A 17,686-nucleotide genomic window follows, 5' to 3' on the forward strand; every position below is an offset into this window, starting at 1 on the left:
CGTTATGAGAGTTGCCTATTCTCGGCAGCTAAAATACCATTTCAGGTAACGATGAAGATCTTTCACGGTATTGAGAACGCCAATATTCTAAAGCCGACGGTGCTGACCTTAGGCGTTTTTGACGGCCTGCATCTTGGGCATCAGCGGATAATGCAGACGGTTGTCGAGCGTGCGAGGTCTGTCAAGGCTAATGCGACAGCAATAACGTTTGACCCGCATCCGCGTTCGGTGCTTCATCCCGAAACTGCTCCGCCGTTGCTGCAGACGCTTGACCAACGTCTTGCTAATTTTGAACTACTCGGTATTGAGCAGGCGATCGTCGTAAAGTTTGACCGCGACTTTGCAAGCCAGCCGGCAGAGGATTTTTTGACAAATATAATCCGCGACCGTCTTCATGCAAAGGAAGTTTACCTCGGCAAAGGCTTTGCGTTTGGAAAGAATCGCGGCGGCAATATCGAACTGCTCAGAGAGATGAGCGGTAAGCTTGGCTTTGTTGCAGACGAGGTTGATGAAGTGCAGATACGAGGGATACGTATCAGTTCGTCTGCGATACGCAAACTGTTATCAGAAGGCCGCATCAATCTTGCACGTCGAATGCTCGGTCGTCCTTACGGAGTCGAGGGCGTTATCATTCGCGGCGACAGACGCGGCCATACCATCGGGTTTCCGACGGCAAATCTGAAACCTCATAACCGCGTTATTCCGCGTTTCGGCGTATATGCAACGGCCACGCTGATCGACGGCATTTGGCGAAAGAGCATTACGAACATTGGCGTTCGACCGACATTTGAATCCGATGCGGACCCATCCATCGAAACATATATATTCGACTTTGACGGTGACCTATACGGCAATGTGCTTCGTGTACGATTTTTGCACCGGATACGCGACGAGCGTAAATTCAACGGCATCAACGAATTAAAGGCACAGATCGAAAAGGACTCGGAGCGAGCGAGGAACTATTTCCACCATCAGGGCGTAAAGAACATGCTGGCGCTTCTTTAAGAGCGCCGCGTAAAAAAATGGCCGAAACGACGACAATTGAAAGAGATATAACAGCGGTCAATGCTGACAGCAATGGCCATTTGCTAGTTCCTACAAATGAGCTTGCTATCGCAAAACAGGTCACGAATGAGCAGTTGATCGAGGAAGAGCGCGAGTTGCAAAAGGTGGAGACCGAAGTTGAGGGCAACTATCACGCAATACGGGGTTATTGGCGGCTTTTTGAGGTTTCGCGAGTTATCTCAATGTTGGCGCTTTATCTTTATCTCGATCAATTTGACCTTCATCAAGGCCAGCAAAATAAACAAAAAAAAGAACGTTTAGAAAAAGCTAAGCGGCTGACGAGAGCGGCGGTTTATGGTGAAAAACTCTACGCTGTTCGGCTTTGGTTCTTTCAGAGTTTCATGCTTTTGCTTCGGCGATTTTTCATCGGAAACTCAGATAACAAAGAAGCGAATCAGGAAAAGCAGGCCGTCTGGTTAAAGGAAAAACTTATTCAACTCGGCCCGACGTTTATCAAAATGGGCCAGTCGATGGGCACGCGTGCCGACCTTTTGCCGCTGCCGTTTGTCAAAGAACTAGGTACGCTCGTCGATCAGGTTCCACCGTTCCCTAATGATGTCGCCTTTTCGATCATCGAACACGAACTCGGCCATAAGATCAACGAAGTTTACGCTGAATTTGAGCTTGAGCCAGTCGCCGCGGCTTCGCTCGGACAGGTCTATCGTGCTCGTCTGCATACAGGCGAAGAAGTTGCTGTAAAAGTTCAGCGGCCCAATCTCGAAGCGACGATCAAGGGCGATATTGTCATCCTCAAAAAGGTCGCAAACTTTGCCGAACGCTTTCCGCAGCTCAATGAAAATGCCGACTGGTCGGGTATGCTCCGCGAATTTGACTCTACGATCCATGAGGAAATGGACTACTCTGCCGAAGGCAAAAATGCCGAGCGGTTTCGTGACAATTTCAAGAACTGGTCGAATGTCCATGTCCCGACGATCTATTGGAACGCGACCACTTCAAAAGTGCTGACGATGGAATTTATCCACGGCACAAAGGTCACCGATCTCGACGAGCAAGCCCGCCGCAACATTTCGCCGGCAAAGGTAAATCGTTTGTTGATCAAGACTTACCTCAAACAGCTTTTAGAGGACGGCTTTTTCCACGCGGATCCGCATCCGGGCAATCTGCTCGTAATGCCGGACGGTCGCGTGGCGTTTTTTGATTTCGGAATGGTCGGCCGCATCACGCCGCAATTACAGGCGAAGATGATCGACGCTTTCTTTCACGTGGTTGATAAAGATCCGGGCGGCATTGCCGAGGACCTGATCGAACTCGACTTTCTAAAGCCCGGCACGCCCCCGAGCGTTGTAAAACCGGTGGTCGAAAAGATGTTCGAGTTTCATTTCAACCTGAAGCTCAAGGATGTAAATTTCAAAGAGCTGACCTACGATCTGGCCGACGTGATGTACGATTATCCGTTTCGCCTGCCGTCGAATTTTACCTACATAATGCGCGCCCTGATGACGCTCGAAGGCATCGGCATCATTACCGATCCGGAATTCAATTTCTTTGAAACCGCCAAACCCTACGCCAAGGAATTTATGCTCCGCCGCGAGGGTAACGATTTTCGCAAGATGTTTGTCAACAAGATCATGGGCCGCGACGAAGGCGGCAAGATCGACTGGGACCGCACCTGGAAACTCGCAAAGATGGCATTTCGGTCAGTTTTGAATACAGGTACCTAAAACGGATCCTATTTCGAGAATGAATTTGTTCGTGATTGCTTACAAATTTAGGTGTATTATTGTGATGACGGGTGATTCTTCTCGGAAATAACGGAGAGGCAAAAGGTCAGAGCAAAATAAATCTATGGGTTTAGCGATTAGCGTTGGAATATTGGCTGATGAAATGGAGAACGACCCTGAAGGTGCTGATTGGGTTCGTGAGGAGATAGAGCAAATCAATCTTGTTTTATCCGAACGCAAATTACCTGCTCACGTTGAGCCGGAAAGTTTCCCCTCGCTGACCACTAGAGGCACAATGGGCGGTTTTCCATATTCGTTTCTTCATTACTTGCGTAGGTTTTACGCCCACGTCACAGCTGATTCGTCACAGCTACCGACCCCTTTGATTGAAGGTCAAGACCCTATTGATGATGACCCTTATTACAAACAAGTTTTGGAAACCGATTGTGACTCTCATTTACTTTGCCACTCGGACGCGGAAGGTTATTATCTGCCGATAGATTTTGACGAAGTAATTGTGGACGACCGCGTTTCGGGAGAAATGCTTGGTTCGAGCGTAAGATTGATGGAGGAGTTGGTGAAAATCGCGCCCCATCTTAACATACGATTGACCGACGGTTATTTGAGTGATGAAACCGCTGAATTCCTATCTAACGAGGAAGAAGATTCAACGCCGTTTTGGATTGAGCGGCTTGTCTGGTTTGAACTTTATGAAAATGCTCGATTGAGCATCGAACATAAAACAGCCATTTATTTCGGCTAACAGTTTCTTTATGTAGGACTTATCGATATGGAAACTGTTACTGTCTCTTCGAAATTTCAAATAACAATCCTGTCGACAGTTCGTGAATCACTTAAAATCTCGCCGGGCGATAAGCTGCGGGTCATCTGCTACGGAAATCACATAGAACTCGTTCCTGAACGTCCAATCGAGGAATTCCGCGGCATTCTTAGCGGCAAGCTAACGAATACAAATATCGAACGTGAGGACGATAGGTTGTAAAGAAATGGCTGTGTGATGAAGCATGTAACTATAGTGACTGTCGCTTTCTTCATTTTGGGGATCGGTACAGTTGCGTCCCAGAACAAAATGGCGAAATCTGACAGCCTGACAATAAAGCACATCGTTAAAGATTTCGCGATCGAGCGGCTCGATGATTCGGCTTGGAAAAGCGCGTCCCTGACGAAAATTGCTACTTATTGGTCGGGCGAAAAGGCTCCTAAAGGACGGCAGTTCGAGGCGAAGCTATTGTGGTCTAATACAGCGCTTTATGTTCGATTCAGCGCGTCCCAGAACGAGCCGCTTGTTGTGAGCGAAAAGGCTGATATTACTCAAAAGATACGCGGGCTTTGGGATCGTGATGTTTGCGAGATATTCATTGCGCCGGATGCGTCCCAGAGAAATAAGTATTTCGAATTCGAGATCGCGCCGAATGGTGAGTGGATCGATCTCGGTATCGAAATACTTGCGTCCCTGGAACGGAAAACCGATTGGGATTACAAATCAGGAATGACATCTGCAGCAAAGGTCGGACACGACAAAGTCGTGATGGCGATCAAAATTCCGTTTGCGTCCCTGGGAAAAACACCTAAAGTTGGCGATGTTTGGCTCGGCAACCTTTTTCGCTGCGTCGGGAAAGATCCGACTCGCGGCTATCTCGCCTGGCAGCCAACCGAAACAGAGAAACCTAATTTTCACGTCCCTGAGAAATTTGGCGAGTTTCGGTTTGTTAAATAGCGCGTCCCAGAGGACTTTCCACCACAAAGGCACAGAGAACACAAAGAAAAGCGAAATTAGCTGCGTGTTCATTCGTGCGGCCTAGAACTTAACTCGTCAGAAACCCAGTCGCTATCGCTCCCGGTTCTGGCCTTCAAGTCTAAGGCACAACTCTTAGACAATTAGCTCAAAATTCTTTTGTGTATTATCTGCATCTGGGATCGAGGCAGACAACGATAATACAAAAATAAATTGTATCCGGCGCGCAATTTGTTAACGGGCGGTTCTCAATTTAGTTGTCAAAGATCTAATTTTTATCCAAAAATGCACAATAGAAATTATTCTATCATGAATTTCACAGTTTGTCAAGCGTTTTTTACATGAAACACAATATTCTTTTCAAAAATGGTTGGAACAGCTCCAAAAGATAGTAGATTATTGGCGAAATGCACAGCAATGCGGTTAAATTATTTGTGTATGGCAAAGACACAAAAGGAGCTCGCATTTTTACGAGACCTTTATATTCAAAGTGAATGGACGCAGCGGTTTACCGATCTCGTCGATAAGCACATGGATCTGCGCGATTCGGAAAATATGCTTTATATCAACGCGGGAACCGGCGGACACGCGATGGCTGTCCATGAGCGGTTTGGTGAGAAGACAGACATTTTTGCGTCCGTTGAAAACGAGGATCTGCTGACGATCGCTCGCGATAAAGCGGCCGCAGTGAGTTCAGGTGTTGATTTTTCGACGATACGGTTTGAGGACGATGCGTTTGATGCAGTTTTGGCGGATGCAACTTTTGTCCGTCCGGCAGACCTTGAATCTTTTATCGAGAACACGATCCGTGTATCGCGAACAGGCGGGGACATAGCGATATTTTTGCCAACGGCAGGCAGCTATGGAGAGATCTTTTCATTGATGTGGGAAGTCCTTTTTAATGAAGATCTGGCCGAGCACGGCGCGGCGGTTGAGAAACTTGTTGCCGAGCTTCCGACAGTTTCATATATCGAGGAGATCGCCAAGCGTGTAGGCCTTGTGAATGTCAACACACAGACGGCGGTAGAGGTTTTTGAATACGAAAATGGTGAGGAATTTATCGCGTCGCCGCTCGTCGATGATTTCCTGATGCCGATCTGGCTCGAAGTGCTTGATGAAGGGGAAAGAGAGCGAGCTGTAAAGCAACTCGCTCAGTTGATAGACGCCGAAGACGTCGATCTGTCTTTTAGATTTTCGGTGAAAGCTACGCTTTTAACGGGCGAAAAGAATTAGGAGCTAAATTATTCTACGATTGATTAGCCTCTGTCCGACGTCGCATTTCTTCCGCTAGTGCATCGTCGCTCATTTGATTGATCTGTGGAGCTGCGGGTGCCGATGCCATTTTTTGCTGATCGGCTTTTTCTTCTTCTTCGGCCTCGCGCATGCCATCCTTGAAAGCTTTTCGCGATTGTCCGAGCGATTTTGCCAATTGCGGCAAACGCGTTGCTCCGAAAAGCAAGAACAAAACCGCTACTATCAATAAGATTTCTGTTGTTCCGAAACTACCCATATAATTGATCCTTGAAGTCTTTGGACTATCTCAACTCATAATACCGCTTATAGCGGCAAATTTCACGCAGATTTTGAGTGCTTTGCCTTAAAGCGGTCCATAGCTTCGATAAGCGCTGAGCTTATTCCCTTTTCGGAAACCGAATGTCCCGCGTCAGGCACGACGATAAATTCGGCCTCGGGAAAGGCTCTGTGCAATTCCCAGGCGGACGTGATAGGGCAAACTACGTCGTATCGGCCCTGAACGATAACGGTCGGGATGTGACGGATCTTATCGACGTTTTCGATCAGATAATTCTCTGTCGGGAAGAACGAATTGTTCATAAAATAGTGACATTCGATGCGGGCGAGGCTGAGGGCTTCGTGCTCGCCTTCCCAGTGATCCATCAGGTCTTTGTCGGGATAAAGTTTCGAGGTCGAGCCTTCCCATACGCTCCATGCGCGGGCCGCGGCAAGGCGAACGCTCTCATCGTCGCTGGTGAGTCGTTTGTGATATGCGGAGATAAAATCGCCGCGTTCGGCCTCGGGAATTTCGTCGCGATAGCGTTCCCAGAAATCAGGAAAGATCTCGGACGCACCGTATTGATAAAACCAATCCAACTCTTTCTTTCGGGTCAGGAAAATCCCGCGAAGTATCAACCCAAGGCAGCGATCAGGATGCGTCACGCCATAGGCGAGGCTCAGCGTACTACCCCAAGAACCACCAAACACATGCCATTTTTCGATGTTGAACTTTTCCCGCAGCGACTCCATATCGTTGATGAGGTCCCATGTAGTGTTTTCGGTGAGTTCCGCATGTGGCGTCGATCTGCCCGATCCGCGTTGGTCAAAGAGAATTACATGATACGCCGCCGGATCAAAAAACTGCCGATACGTCGATATGAGTCCGCCGCCCGGCCCGCCGTGCAGGAAAACAACAGGAATGCCTTCGGGGTTACCAACGCGTTCGTAATATATCGTGTGAATGTCCGACACTGCCAACACTCCGCTGTCGAACGGCTCAATTTCGGGGTAAAGGTTTGCCATAAGTTGATGATACGCGAAAGTAAATCTAAGTTGAAATTGTGCGAACGGGAATCCCCCAGCGCTCGTCGTAAGCAAGTATAGAAGAAGTGAGCTTTTTCAGCTGGCTAAACCACCAATAGGGAAAGCCCTCTAATTCGCGGACGACAGATGTAAGAGCTTCATCACAATAGCGGAGAGAATCCAGCTGCAACTGACTTAAAATTCCGTCGCAGACAAATGCCGAGACGGAACCGGTTATATCGGAATCGAGTAAATCCAGATCATAACCGCCCGCAGCCTTACCGCTACACTCAGAAGGCCATGTCTTTTCGCGTAGTCTAAACCAATATCTGAAGATGCTTTGGAGTTCTTCTAATTGGGCTAGTTTTCTTCTGAGTTTTTCTAGTTCTTCAGTCGACATCTCGTTTTTGATTCAAAAAACGATCATACCAAAGTTGGAAAACAAGCAATGTCCAGAGCTGTTTATGATTACTGGCAATGCCTTTTTCGTGGTCGGAAATGAGTGTTTGAACGTGATCGGATTCGAATAATCCCTGATCTTTTAATCTTGCGGGAGCAAGCAGTTCGTGCATCAGCGGATTTAGACGGCCCTTTAGCCATTCGGCGATCGGAATTCCGAAGCCTTTTTTCGATCTGTGCAGTATTGAACTTGGCAAAAGACCTTCGACCGACTTTTTCAGAATATACTTGCCCTTGCTGCCACGAAGTTTGTAATCGAGCGGCAGAGACGCGGCAAATTGTCCGATGCGCGGATCGAGGAACGGCGCACGTGTTTCTAAACTAACTGCCATTGATGCACGGTCAACTTTTGTCAAAATATCTTCGGCCATGTAGAAATTCATGTCGAGATACTGCATACGCTCGATCTCGTCTTTGGCATCGCAAATATCGAGCAGGCTTCGCGGGCCGGCGTAAATGTCGCCGGATGTTTGCGAGAGCACATTTTCGGTCAAAAGCTGCTTTTGCTCATCCGCAGTAAACGAACCGAACCACGAATGATGTCTTTGGATCGTTTCGTAATTTGCCGATTTGACGAAGCGTTTTGCTTTGTAATCGAACGAGAGGTTTTTTGTCGAAACAGGCAGACGCCTGACAACCGGCTCGATCAAACCCGAACGCAAGAATTGAGGTATTGCTCCGTAAGCACTCGCCACCTTGTGTCCGTAATACATCGGATAGCCGGCAAAAATCTCATCGCCGCCATCGCCGCCGAGAGCTACCGTGACGTGCTTTCTTACAAAACGCGCGAGCAAATACGTCGGTATCAATGAGCCGTCGGAGAGCGGTTCGTCGAGCCAAGTGCCGATCTCGCTGATCAGATCGCCCGCCTTTTGCGCGCTCAAAATTTCTTCGTAATGATCGGTTCCTAAATGAGCCGCGACCTCGCGTGCGTATCGCGTCTCGTCAAAGGAATCTTCTGTAAATCCGATCGAAAACGTTTTAACAGTTTCGGTCGCATGCTGTGTTGCAAAAGCCGCAACAGTCGATGAATCGACACCACCCGAAAGCAAAATACCCAGCGGCACATCGGCAACCAAACGCATACGCACTGAGTCTGACAACAGCTCTCGTAGATCCGACGCAGCCTGTTCAATTGATGGTTTGTGTCCATTCTTTGCAAACGAGAGATTCCAATAACGGCGTGTTTTAACCTCGCCATTTTCGACGGTCATTATGTGCGCGGCTGGGAGTTTGTTGATGCCTTTGTAGATAGATCGCGGGGCTGGAACGTAGTCGAACGAGAGATACTGCCGCATTGCTTCCGTGTCCAATTCTGGTGAAACGGACGGATGTGCGAGCAACGCTTTTGATTCCGAAGCGTAGATCAGTTTGTCATCAAAAACGCCGTAATAAAGCGGTTTTTCGCCGTAGCGGTCGCGTGCGATCACAAGCCGTTTCTTGCGTGTGTCCCACAGCGTGATCGCGAACATTCCATTGATGTGGTCAACAAAATCGTCGCCGTATTCCTGATAGAGATGCGGCACGATCTCGGTATCGGTCTGTGTGACAAACTTATGGCCGCGTTTTTCGAGATCGGCTTTGACCTCGCGGTAATTGTAGAGTTCGCCGTTCATCATGACGACGATCGATTTATCTTCGCTGTAAACCGGCTGGTCACCCGTGTGCAGATCGATGATCGACAGCCGTCGCATTCCAAGCGCGACTGTATCGTCCATCCAAATACCTTCGCTGTCCGGCCCGCGATGAACTATCGTCTCGCACATTGAGTGCAGGACGGATTCGCTGTTAGGCGAAGAATCGTTTTTGTCTATTTTTACCCAACCGGCGATACCGCACATCTAATCGACTACTCGTTCTAAACTTGTTTCAGGTACGACAGGAGTTCCTAAACAATTGCCATTCTCATCTGTAAATTCCAGGATGTAGTGCTGAATAGGAGTCACTGGATCGAGGATAATCAAAATCGTGCCTGTGACTCCTTTTCTTAAATTCTCTTCCGGGACATCAACAGTAAGACGCACAATTTCATATTCATCAAACATCTAAGCTCCTCATTCGTTGAATCCAATCTTTTCGCGCACGGCATAGATCGCCTTGTCCTGTGATTCGTGATAGGTGCGGACCAGCAGTTCGGCGAGCAGGCCCATCAGGAAAAACTGCACTGATATCGCGAGCATTACTACAGCAATAATCGGCAGCGGCGTCAGGATGAATGAAACGTCTTTGGCGATCTTGAGAACCAAAGCCCAAACTCCGGCGATCATTGAGATAAAAAACGCGATCATGCCAAAGGCACCAAATACATACAGCGGCTTTGTATGATATTCAGCCATGAATTTGATCGTGATAAGATCAAAAATGACCTTTATCGTGCGCGAGATGCCGTATTTTGATTTGCCCATCGTGCGGGCGTGATGATCGACCGGTATCTCGGCGACGCGGGCACCTGCCCAGCTTGCGTAGATCGGGATGAAACGATGCATTTCGCCATAAAGCTTAACGTCCTGGATGACTTCCCGGCGATATGCCTTTAGCGAGCAGCCATAATCGTGCAGCGGTACGCCGCCGATCCATGAAATGATGCGATTAGCTATTTTGGAAGGTATCTTACGCGAGATCATTTTGTCCTGGCGATCTTTTCGCCAACCGGAAACGACATCGTAGCCTTCGTCTAGTTTATCGAGCAGACGCGAAATATCGGCCGGATCATTTTGGAGATCTGCGTCCATCGGGATGAGAATCTCGCCTTTTGCGGCATCGATACCGGCAGACATTGCAGCTGTCTGACCGTAATTTCTTCTCAGTGAAATTACACGCACGCGATCATCGCCGGCCGCGATCTCTTTTAATACTGCAAGACTTTTATCCGTCGAGCCGTCGTCAACGTAAATAACCTCCGCGGTCTTGCCGAGCGCGTCGAGAGCCGCCGCAATCTTCGCGTGCATCGGCCGAAGATTTTCTTCTTCATCCAGAACCGGAAGAAATAACGACAATTCTGGGTTTTCTTCTTTATTTACTTGATCCATTCTTAACCATTATTTAACCGCGAAAAATACCAAGGCCGCTAAACCGTTTTTGCAGTTTATATCTTTTTCGCGACAACGACTATCGACACGCCAAACGGGAAATTGAAATTCCGCAGCCAAAAGCGTTCGGAGCTAAATAGTTTGCCGAAAATGCCGTTCAGGCCTGAGATGGTGATGTTATTCTCGGATTCTGGCTTAATACCGGTCAGTTTCATTATTGTCCGTCCTGCGAGGATCGGAGCGAAAAAAGTCCAGTTGGCATAAGTCGCGCGTTCGATTGTGTAACCGGCCACTTTCAGCCGCTCGACGATCTGATCTTTGGTGTAGCGGATGCGATGATTTGAAATATCATCTTGCACGCCCCAAAGCCACATAAACGCCGGCACAAAGATCAGCGAATAACCGCCGCTTTTTGTTACACGATACATTTCCTTTAACCCTGCAATATCGTCGTCAAGATGCTCGACTACGTCGAGAGCGGTCGTCAGTTCAAATGTCTCGTCCGCATACGGCAACGTCTCCGCCAAACCTTTCTGCGCTTTCAGGCCTTTTCGACGGCAGAATTCAAGAGCGTCGTCAGAAACGTCAACTCCTTCTGCGTCGCCATACTGAGAGAGCATTTGAATATTAGCTCCAGTGCCGCAGCCTACGTCCAAGATCTTGAGTCTTGAGTCTCGAGTCTGGAGTCTTGAGCAGATCGTTTTTAGAAAACTCTCGAGGATCGCGCGGCGGCCGACGAACCACCAGTGCGAGCCTTCGACCTCGTCCATGATGGCGTATGTGTGCTGCTGCATTTCCTGCGGCAAAGTCGCGTTCATAAACCTATTTTGCCACGAATTACACAAATGGCACGAATAGATGGCTCTCTTAATTCGTACTATTCGTGTAATTCGTGGCTAAAAACTCTTAAACTCTTAATCCCATCATTTCACTTGCTAGACTTCCTACATTGCCGTCGGCAGCGAGACCGTAGCTGTCGCGGAGGCGCTGTTTTATACCGTCTTCGTGAACAAAATATGAACCATCTGCCGCTTGGCCGAGGATCATCAACTGCACTCCTTCGTCCAGATAATCCGGTTTATCTACACAGAGCATCCAGCGGCCGGCGTTTATGTGTGCCTCCCATTCCATTTCATAGAGAGAGGGGTTGAAAACTCCTAATGGATTTACATCCGCGTTCGAAAGGCTTTCGAGGGTTTGTGCAAAATCATATGCGTGACGGCCTTCATGGACGAATGTTCCTTCGACGCCGCGCTGAAAGCCATCGCCAATAGTTTCAGCGGCGATACAAATATAAATTTCGCTCAGGGCTTCGCGCAGGCTAAGACGTTCGCTCGCCATACGAACATTCATCATTATCGAATTGATGACGCTTGTAACTCCCGATGCTCCGTTGATTTTTGAAACCGGCTCGACCTTAATGAGCAATTTCGATTCCTCGAACTCATTCATCATATGTCGGTGAAAATCGTCACCTTTTTCAACGATCGTCTCGAATGCTTTCTCGATCGAAACGCGATGTTTTTTTTCTATGCCTCGATCAAATTTCATCGCACTTTTCCAAACCCACACCAACTATTTTCATTATGCCATGTGATCTTTACGTCTTCTGCGCTGATCTCATTCCACCAACCTGCAAAATCTTCTTTTGAGATATAAAACGCGGTCGGCGCGACAAGGTGATCAAAGACGATGTTGTGCTGTTCGCGCCAGCCGAAGGTGCCGAGGTGATTTAGGTATTCGTTATAAAAAAGTTTGTTAGCGATGGGTTTTGCGATCGAGTTTAGCGGGCGATAGACGAGCTTTGTCGATAAGAATACACCGAGCGTCGGCAGCTTGGATAATTGATACAGCATCGGCTGCGAGATCTGCGATGTAAATCCAGTTCGAACGGGATCGACATAATTCGTGATCCATTCGTTATTTTCCGCACCGTAAACCCACGCGGAAATATTGCCGCCGCTTTTCACTTTTGACGCTAGAGAGATAAAGGCCTTTTTAGGGTCGGGCGTGTGATGCAAAACCCCAACGCTGAACGCGTAATCAAACACTTTTTTTAGCGGAAGCTTAAAAATGTCGCATTGAATAATATGTGCGTTTGCCAGATTTCGCGTCAATGCAAACGCCGATTCCACGCCGTCGCCGAGATCGATGCCGACGACATCCGTCGCTCCCCATTCTGCGGCGAGCTTTGTGTGACGACCCTTGCCGCAGCCGCCTTCGAGTACGACTTTTCCGTTGAAAAAATCTGGTTTTACTGGCTGCAGCCAGCCGAGGAATTGGTCGTTGTATTTGGGATCTTCCTGAGTGAAATGCGTCCACTGCCAGCCGAAGTTTTCTGCTGTCTCAGCTTTGTCCTCTTCGATCTTGCCTAGATCCGCAAAACGCGGCACACCGCGAATGACCTTGTATTCGCGGGTGCATTTTTTGCAGGTAAGCACGCCCTCAATAATTTCTTTTTCTTTGTACTTGCTGGCGTAAGCGAGCAGAATATCACCGCCGCAGGTCGGGCACGCAAGTAATTCTAAAAGTCTTTCTTTCATTGGAGTTTTTAGCCACGAATAACACGAATATCACGAATCACAGTTCGTTCCTATTAGTGTTATTTGTGTAATTCGTGGCTAATCTTAGTCTTAAATTCACCAAACTCAACAAACGGAAAAGGCTGGCGCCAGTTGAACTCAAATTCGTCCGTGTCGCGGTCTGCGTAGAGCTGCTCAAAGGTCTCCGCAAACGCCGCGCAGATATTATGCAATTCGCCGGCGTGTGAAAAGACAAGCTCCTTTTCACTTGAATCGCGTTCATCGGTCGGATACTGGTAGATCTCGATGGTCAAACTGTCGCCATCGCGAACAAACCTAAAATCGAATTCCTCAGGGTCGCGGTTCCATTTGAGCAAGTATTCATTGTCCTTTGACTCAGGGTCGGCGATCTTTGCCAATATCGTCATCAATTCGGACAGAGCTTTGCCATGCGGAGCATGGGCAGTCGTCGTGTGAAATTCATTGGCGCCATCGTCAAAACCGATGGACATCCATCCGCATTGCGGACTATTGAAACTGACTTCCAATTTTCCCGACATCAGGGAATTATGGTAACTTTTAGGAAAAGTTTGCACAACAACGATGAGTACAACTGACGAAGAATTGATCATTTCCGGAGACGGCAAAACGCCGAAAACGGCCATTAATTTCAAACCTTGCCGGTTGTTGACGCGTGTCGCGAGAGAGCGGCAATTTGTCAACGACCAATTTGGTAAGGAGAACGTGGACTGGCGAAAGGAGTTGCACTACACCTCGACGAACCGACAAAGTGTTTGGGTAATAGAATTGGCCGACGGTGCAAAACACAAAATCTATTTCGACACATCATCGACGATTTACGATGAAGACAAATAGCCGATGAAGCAATATCACGATCTGCTAAAACACATTTTGGAGAACGGTGTGCTGCACGAAGACCGCACCGGTGTTGGAACGATCTCGACGTTCGGCTATCAGACGCGATTTAATTTGCGTGAAGGCTTTCCGATCGTGACGACAAAGCGTGTGCCGTTTCGCTGGGTTGCGGAAGAGTTGTTCTGGTTTTTGAGTGGCTCGACGGACGAGCGTGATCTGCGTTCACGCGGCGTCGATATTTGGCAGGAATGGGCGACTGAAGAACAGACTGCTCGTTTTGGGCGCAGTGAAGGCGATCTTGGGCCGGTTTACGGCTATCTGTGGCGTTCGTTCGGCGGCGATTACCCGCAGATAAACGGCATCGATCAGATCGCTAGATTGATAAAGGAAATTGAAACTAACCCAAACTCGCGCCGCCTGATCGTCACCGGCTGGAATCCCGAAACCTGTGACGATGTTGCCCTGCCGCCGTGCCACACACTGTTTCAGTTCAAGATCACAGGCGGAAACGCGAGTGTAAACGAGCGTGCAACTCTCCACTGCCAGCTATACCAACGCAGCGCCGACGCATTCCTCGGCGTGCCGTTCAATATCTCAAGCTACGCACTGCTGACCCATCTGGTCGCTCATGTCTGCGGCTTAGAAGTCGGCGAATTCATCCACACATTCGGCGACCTGCACATCTACAGCAACCACCTCGAACAGGTCACCGAATTACTCTCACGCGAACCAATGCCGTTGCCTAAGTTGGAATTCGTAAATTCTGAGAATCTGAAAGGCCTCGACGGACTGCTCAATTTCAAATTTGAGAATCTGAAATTAGAGAACTATGAATCTTGGGGAAAGATCGCGGCTCCGGTTGCGATTTGATCGTATTATTGTAGACAACGGTGTTATGGGAAAGTATTCGACGCTAGTCTTGGCAATTGTCGGTGGATTCTTAATAGTTCTTTTTGTTTGGATACTTAGCATTCTCTTCTTATTCTTTACTAAATATCCTCAGGCGGTTTATGTATTTATTCTCTGTTTGGTTTTGCCGTTCTTTTGCTGGTTGATAAGCCGCGGAAATCGGGATAGTTGGTTAGCAATCGCCCTATGTGCCTCATTGCCGTATATTCTTTTTACTTCATATGGATTTGTGGGCATCGTGTCGGAGAATATTCAGTATGAGAATGTATTCTGGAATGCCGATTATTCGCCAATTTCTTTTCTTTTGTATCTTTCAGTTCCAGTCCTTTCGTTGCTGGCTGCTCAGTTAGCAGCGAACGGCCGGGGTGCAGATCTGTTGGTATTAGCGGCAGCGTTTCTCTTTTTTGTTTCACTCGGCCTTTATTCTGTGTTTTCAGTTAATAGCAGCATCCGGGAGAGTACTGTCTCCGTCGAATTCCTTGACACGCCAAAAATCGCCTTGTCGGCCCAAGCCTATTGTAGCTACACAAACTACAATCTTTATTGGCTTTTCCGTCGTGTTGAAAACGGAACCTGTGAGTGCAATAGGCTAATTGTACAAAGACGAAGTCCAGACATTCATTTATCATCATATTTATCGCCAAAGATACTTTGGAATATCGACGGAGTAGATGAAGAATTTCAAATTTTTCCAAACGGGAGCATCGGCCTTGTTGTGGACAAATATGGGCGACCGGACGAAGAGCGAAACGATTGGAGTAATCGGATAGAATGGAATACGGAAGTGCCGTATAAAAAGATCGTAAAAGCTGCTCATGTTACTTTCACTTGGGGCGATGTAACCCAAGAACTTAGTGATGAGCAACGTAATAGTTTTTCTAAAATCGCTGAAAATTATGAAAGGTTGAAATAAGGCTTCCCGTTTTTTGGAGAATGGTAACTCTTTATTTCACATTCGGCGGATGAGCGGCCTTGGTTCGGAGGGTGATTCCTTCTGAGGCGAGGAGGAGGAGTTTGCGAGCGTCGTAGGTGGATGTGTTGGTTGGGGCGTATGACAAGAGATAGCGGTTCTTTCTGAGTTCGTCGCAGATGAATTTGGCGGCGTTTTGGGCTTCTTCGAATGGGAAAACTTTGCCGCCGGTATCTTCGGCAAGCTGTGTTATGACGTTCGATGCTTTTGGCTGGTCGCGGCGATAGGCTCCGCCCGTGCGGTCGGGTATTTGTAGCGAGTAAAGCGTTATATTCTCGCTTTCTAATTCACCCAATACCTTTTCAAATGGCAATTTGCTGCCGCGGTCGAGGCCATCGCCGATCACAACAACTGCGGTTTTTCGCGTTCCGGGAATTAACGGGATCAAGACTTCTTTCATCGAAGAGTGCAATGCGTCAAAAAGATATGGATTTCCTTTCTTTCGAAATGTCGCAAGTGACTTTTCCATTTTCTTGGCGTCGTCGGTCCATTCCTGGATGATCTCGGCTTTTTCGTCGTAGGCGAGAACGAAAAGCTGGTCGCCGTCGAAGATCTCGTAGGCAAACTCCATTACAGCAGCCTTCAATGCTTCGACTGATGTCGGCAGCGTTTGCGAATTATCTACAAGAATTACGATCTTTGACGGGCTCGGGTCGATGACAAAATTTTTGATCTTTTGTTCGATGCCGTTTTCGTAGAGGAAAAGATCTTCGAGCTTGATCGGATCGGTCTTTTTGTCGGTGCGGGAGGCCGTAACATTCAAAACAGTACCTTCGACGACGTTACCCTTCGAGTTGCGACGCGATTGTGACAAAGTTAGAGACGCAAATAACAGCAAGCATAGTGTTGAAAAAAATAATTTGCGTCGCATTGTCTTATTCTGTGGCCGGTTTCGAAACGGTTTCCTTAGCGGCCGGCTTGGCTTCGTCTTTGCTCTTTGATGCGGTTTCTGTGGATGCGGTTGATTCAGTAGAAGCTTTTTTTTCGCTCGAGTCAGCTTTCTTTCCGGCGTAGTCGGTCACATACCAACCTGCTCCCTTGAACTGAAAACCCGACAGCGACCATTGTTTTTCGAGCTTGCCGTGACATTTTTCGCAGGTAGTCAAAGGCGCGTCAGAAACGCTCTGACGCTTTTCAAAATGCATTCCGCATTGCTGACATTTGTATTCGTATATAGGCATAAAAACTTCAACCCAGACCAAAGAGATCTCATCTAACATTATAATCCATAAATCCAGTCCGGGTAATATGGCGAATTACTATAGCGACGATGATCAGGAGACCTTATGAAAGAAAATCATTTTACAACTATATTTACGTTTCTGGCCTTATTTATTTTTGCGAGCTCGGTGTTGGCGCAATCAACAGCAAAACCGGCACTGTCGCCGGTCAACGGGATCGACCTCAACCGTTACTCCGGCCGTTGGTATGAGATTGGAAAATATCCTAACCGCTTTCAGAAAAAGTGCGTTGCGAATACGACCGCAAACTACACAGTCAAGAAGAATGGACGCATCGAGGTGCTCAATGAATGTGTAAAAAAGGACGGCATCACTGTGAAAGCGGTAGGCGAGGCAAAGATCGGCGACAAAACAAATAATGCCAAACTCAAAGTGCGATTTGCTCCGGGGTTTACATCGTTTCTGCCTTTCGTCTGGGCGAATTATTGGGTGATAGATATTGCACCGGATTATAGCTACAGCGTAATTGGCGAACCCGACAGAGATTATTTTTGGATCTTAAGCCGATCGCCGGAAATGGATACCGCGACCTATCAAACGATACTTAGACGAGCCGAAACAATGGGATTTGACCCCAGCCGCGTCGAAAAAACCCCTCAGAATGCCGAGATCCTGAAGGGTTCTGTACTGATAAAAAACTGA

General features: G+C 47.9%; 22 protein-coding genes. 10 read left to right on the plus strand and 12 right to left on the minus strand.

Annotation, left to right across the window (positions count from 1 at the left end; translation table 11 throughout):
- Nucleotides 1-51 precede the first annotated feature (51 nt).
- The 6 genes from IPL32_08335 (at nucleotide 52) to IPL32_08360 (ending at nucleotide 5,736) form a co-directional block, all read left to right on the plus strand.
- Nucleotides 52-1,005 (plus strand): bifunctional riboflavin kinase/FAD synthetase, encoded by a 954-nt coding sequence (locus IPL32_08335; GenBank protein MBK8465824.1) that lies wholly within the window; start codon nucleotides 52-54, stop codon nucleotides 1,003-1,005.
- Between the two features lie 17 nt (nucleotides 1,006-1,022).
- Nucleotides 1,023-2,747 carry an AarF/ABC1/UbiB kinase family protein gene (locus tag IPL32_08340; GenBank protein MBK8465825.1) on the plus strand — a complete coding sequence of 575 codons (1,725 nt, stop codon included), beginning with the start codon at nucleotides 1,023-1,025 and terminating at the stop codon, nucleotides 2,745-2,747.
- Nucleotides 2,748-2,871: 124 nt separating this feature from the next.
- Nucleotides 2,872-3,510 (plus strand): hypothetical protein, encoded by a 639-nt coding sequence (locus IPL32_08345; protein MBK8465826.1) that lies wholly within the window; start codon nucleotides 2,872-2,874, stop codon nucleotides 3,508-3,510.
- A gap of 27 nt (nucleotides 3,511-3,537) precedes the next feature.
- On the plus strand, nucleotides 3,538-3,750 hold the full coding sequence (locus IPL32_08350; protein MBK8465827.1) for an AbrB/MazE/SpoVT family DNA-binding domain-containing protein: 213 nt from the start codon (nucleotides 3,538-3,540) through the stop codon (nucleotides 3,748-3,750).
- A gap of 87 nt (nucleotides 3,751-3,837) precedes the next feature.
- Nucleotides 3,838-4,485: a carbohydrate-binding family 9-like protein gene (locus tag IPL32_08355; GenBank protein MBK8465828.1), complete on the plus strand. Its 648-nt coding sequence runs from the start codon at nucleotides 3,838-3,840 to the stop codon at nucleotides 4,483-4,485.
- Between the two features lie 456 nt (nucleotides 4,486-4,941).
- Complete coding sequence (locus IPL32_08360; protein MBK8465829.1) at nucleotides 4,942-5,736, plus strand: class I SAM-dependent methyltransferase; 795 nt, start codon at nucleotides 4,942-4,944, stop codon at nucleotides 5,734-5,736.
- Between the two features lie 13 nt (nucleotides 5,737-5,749).
- On the opposite strand, the gene tatA is transcribed toward IPL32_08360, so the two are convergent.
- From tatA to IPL32_08410, 10 genes are all read right to left on the minus strand, one after another.
- Nucleotides 5,750-6,013: a twin-arginine translocase TatA/TatE family subunit gene (gene tatA, locus IPL32_08365; protein ID MBK8465830.1), complete on the minus strand. Its 264-nt coding sequence runs from the start codon at nucleotides 6,011-6,013 to the stop codon at nucleotides 5,750-5,752.
- Nucleotides 6,014-6,075: 62 nt separating this feature from the next.
- On the minus strand, nucleotides 6,076-7,038 hold the full coding sequence (pip, locus tag IPL32_08370) for a prolyl aminopeptidase (GenBank protein ID MBK8465831.1): 963 nt from the start codon (nucleotides 7,036-7,038) through the stop codon (nucleotides 6,076-6,078).
- Nucleotides 7,039-7,063: 25 nt separating this feature from the next.
- Entirely contained in the window at nucleotides 7,064-7,438 is a 375-nt protein-coding gene (locus IPL32_08375; protein MBK8465832.1) for a hypothetical protein, read from the minus strand.
- A complete protein-coding gene (gene asnB, locus IPL32_08380; protein MBK8465833.1) occupies nucleotides 7,428-9,338 on the minus strand; it encodes an asparagine synthase (glutamine-hydrolyzing) in 1,911 nt (636 codons plus the stop codon). Before asnB ends, IPL32_08375 begins: the two co-directional genes overlap by 11 nt.
- On the minus strand, nucleotides 9,339-9,542 hold the full coding sequence (locus tag IPL32_08385) for a DUF4926 domain-containing protein (protein MBK8465834.1): 204 nt from the start codon (nucleotides 9,540-9,542) through the stop codon (nucleotides 9,339-9,341). It lies immediately after the preceding gene.
- 9 nt (nucleotides 9,543-9,551) lie between these two features.
- Nucleotides 9,552-10,526, minus strand: a complete 975-nt coding sequence (locus IPL32_08390) for a glycosyltransferase family 2 protein (protein MBK8465835.1) — start codon at nucleotides 10,524-10,526, stop codon at nucleotides 9,552-9,554.
- A gap of 56 nt (nucleotides 10,527-10,582) precedes the next feature.
- Complete coding sequence (locus IPL32_08395; protein MBK8465836.1) at nucleotides 10,583-11,344, minus strand: class I SAM-dependent methyltransferase; 762 nt, start codon at nucleotides 11,342-11,344, stop codon at nucleotides 10,583-10,585.
- An 88-nt stretch (nucleotides 11,345-11,432) separates the two neighbouring features.
- The gene (locus IPL32_08400) at nucleotides 11,433-12,077 is read right to left on the minus strand and encodes a hypothetical protein (protein MBK8465837.1); all 645 of its coding nucleotides are present in this window, start codon (nucleotides 12,075-12,077) and stop codon (nucleotides 11,433-11,435) included.
- Entirely contained in the window at nucleotides 12,074-13,069 is a 996-nt protein-coding gene (locus tag IPL32_08405) for a methyltransferase domain-containing protein (protein MBK8465838.1), read from the minus strand. The genes IPL32_08400 and IPL32_08405 overlap by 4 nt, the downstream gene beginning before the upstream one ends.
- Before the next feature lie 59 nt (nucleotides 13,070-13,128).
- Nucleotides 13,129-13,608, minus strand: a complete 480-nt coding sequence (locus IPL32_08410) for a hypothetical protein (GenBank protein ID MBK8465839.1) — start codon at nucleotides 13,606-13,608, stop codon at nucleotides 13,129-13,131.
- A 43-nt stretch (nucleotides 13,609-13,651) separates the two neighbouring features.
- Here IPL32_08410 and IPL32_08415 point away from each other — a divergent pair, with 43 nt between their 5' ends.
- The 3 genes from IPL32_08415 to IPL32_08425 are packed head-to-tail and all read left to right on the plus strand — an operon-like array spanning nucleotide 13,652 to nucleotide 15,746.
- Complete coding sequence (locus tag IPL32_08415) at nucleotides 13,652-13,924, plus strand: hypothetical protein (protein ID MBK8465840.1); 273 nt, start codon at nucleotides 13,652-13,654, stop codon at nucleotides 13,922-13,924.
- A gap of 3 nt (nucleotides 13,925-13,927) precedes the next feature.
- Entirely contained in the window at nucleotides 13,928-14,794 is an 867-nt protein-coding gene (locus IPL32_08420; GenBank protein MBK8465841.1) for a thymidylate synthase, read from the plus strand.
- Nucleotides 14,754-15,746 carry a hypothetical protein gene (locus IPL32_08425; protein ID MBK8465842.1) on the plus strand — a complete coding sequence of 331 codons (993 nt, stop codon included), beginning with the start codon at nucleotides 14,754-14,756 and terminating at the stop codon, nucleotides 15,744-15,746. The genes IPL32_08420 and IPL32_08425 overlap by 41 nt, the downstream gene beginning before the upstream one ends.
- A 31-nt stretch (nucleotides 15,747-15,777) precedes the next feature.
- Here IPL32_08425 and IPL32_08430 read toward each other — a convergent pair whose 3' ends face one another.
- A complete protein-coding gene (locus tag IPL32_08430; GenBank protein ID MBK8465843.1) occupies nucleotides 15,778-16,617 on the minus strand; it encodes a VWA domain-containing protein in 840 nt (279 codons plus the stop codon).
- Nucleotides 16,618-16,678: 61 nt separating this feature from the next.
- On the minus strand, nucleotides 16,679-16,984 hold the full coding sequence (locus IPL32_08435) for a zinc ribbon domain-containing protein (GenBank protein ID MBK8465844.1): 306 nt from the start codon (nucleotides 16,982-16,984) through the stop codon (nucleotides 16,679-16,681).
- A gap of 105 nt (nucleotides 16,985-17,089) precedes the next feature.
- Here IPL32_08435 and IPL32_08440 point away from each other — a divergent pair, with 105 nt between their 5' ends.
- Nucleotides 17,090-17,686 (plus strand): lipocalin family protein, encoded by a 597-nt coding sequence (locus IPL32_08440; GenBank protein ID MBK8465845.1) that lies wholly within the window; start codon nucleotides 17,090-17,092, stop codon nucleotides 17,684-17,686.

Origin of the sequence: Chloracidobacterium sp. (assembly GCA_016711345.1) — a bacterium.
Lineage (GTDB): Bacteria > Acidobacteriota > Blastocatellia > Pyrinomonadales > Pyrinomonadaceae > OLB17.